Annotated in this window: 2 protein-coding genes and 1 pseudogene; 1 reads left to right on the top strand and 2 read right to left on the bottom strand. The window is 43.3% G+C overall.

The features are described from left to right. A partial coding sequence (mobC, locus tag ALIPUT_RS13315) for a plasmid mobilization relaxosome protein MobC (protein ID WP_147554538.1) occupies positions 1-208 on the top strand: 208 nt, incomplete at its 5' end. Here mobC and ALIPUT_RS00040 read toward each other — a convergent pair. Both ALIPUT_RS00040 and ALIPUT_RS12220 read right to left on the bottom strand, forming a co-directional pair. Continuing rightward, a pseudogene (locus ALIPUT_RS00040) lies at positions 164-580 on the bottom strand (virulence RhuM family protein); the annotation flags it as partial. The gene mobC and the pseudogene ALIPUT_RS00040 overlap by 45 nt on opposite strands. A gap of 182 nt (positions 581-762) precedes the next feature. Continuing rightward, positions 763-1,017 carry a hypothetical protein gene (locus ALIPUT_RS12220; RefSeq protein WP_231290526.1) on the bottom strand — a complete coding sequence of 85 codons (255 nt, stop codon included), beginning with the start codon at positions 1,015-1,017 and terminating at the stop codon, positions 763-765. Between the last annotated feature and the right edge of the window lie 160 nt (positions 1,018-1,177).

Below are 1,177 nucleotides of genomic sequence, written 5' to 3'. Positions count from 1 at the left end.
CACCGTTACGGCAAGGCATACGCCTGAAGAGAATGCGCTGCTGCGCAGCCTGGCGGGAATGGCGAACAATCTGAACCAACTGACAAAGCTCTCGCACCAGACAGGCTTTTACAGGACAAGGCTGCTGATAGACGGGCTGCTGGGAAAGCTGAAGCGGATCATGGTCTATCTTCTCGGTATGTTGAGCGACAGTCCTTTCAAGTTCTGACAAACGTTTATTAATGGAATACCCCTTTAAAAGATAATCCTTTAATACACTATTCGCCCATTTCCTAAAAAGGGTTGCGTTCTTGCTATTAACCCGATATCCTATTGACAGAATCGCATCAAGATTATAATATTTAGTAGTATATCTCTGTTTGCCGTCATTACCCATATGTTCCAAAATGGAACATGTGCTATCTATATCAAGTTCGCCGCTTTTGTAAATGTTGTTCAAATGTTTGGTAATAGCTGGCCTTTTAGTCCCGAACAAGTCGGCTATTTGTTCTTGTGTCAGCCAAACGGTTTCATCTTCCAACCTCACTTCCAACTTGACCGCTTCATCCGGCTGGTATAATATGATTTCTCCCTGTTCCATTGCTTACTTAGGGATAGTCATTTAATTCCTTCAATTTGAGTTAACCAGCAGACTTTCCCTTATTTTTCCGATCATACTCATCGTTTTTTATATCATCGGCTCTGTTTTTAGGGCCGATTTTTTCATTTTCAGTCACGTCTGGAGCTACCACTCCCGTAAAGTCGTGTTCCATGCGTGGAACATCAGGCTGCAAGAGCTACTTGGACTGACTCTCGTCTTGCAAGGTTTACCACATTTGCTGTGTGGATACCGAAGAAGATCAGCATGATCTCTGTCGATTTTATCCTTGCAGCAATCTTTCGCAGACCATAATGCTCCTTCTGAGTTCCAAAAGAGCCTTCCATTGCTGTAGCTCGAACGCGTGCAAGTTCTCGTTTAGTAGCGTTCTTAACTTCATTCTTTCCAGTTCGTCCTTTCTGAGTGAATGAGGTTTCAATACCATTCTCCTTGCAGAAAGTTCTGTTGTCATTACCCGAGTAACCCTGTCGCCACTATCTTTTTTACATCAACGCCTGTAAGTTTCTTCGACATGACACCACGTGCTTAGTCTCGTTCCTTCATGATGCCGTGAATGATAAGCTTCCTCAATAAACGATA

Origin of the sequence: Alistipes putredinis DSM 17216, from assembly GCF_000154465.1 — a bacterium.
Classification (GTDB): domain Bacteria; phylum Bacteroidota; class Bacteroidia; order Bacteroidales; family Rikenellaceae; genus Alistipes; species Alistipes putredinis.
Note: the sequence above shows the minus strand (reverse complement) of the source record. Positions and strands in the feature narration are given on the sequence as shown.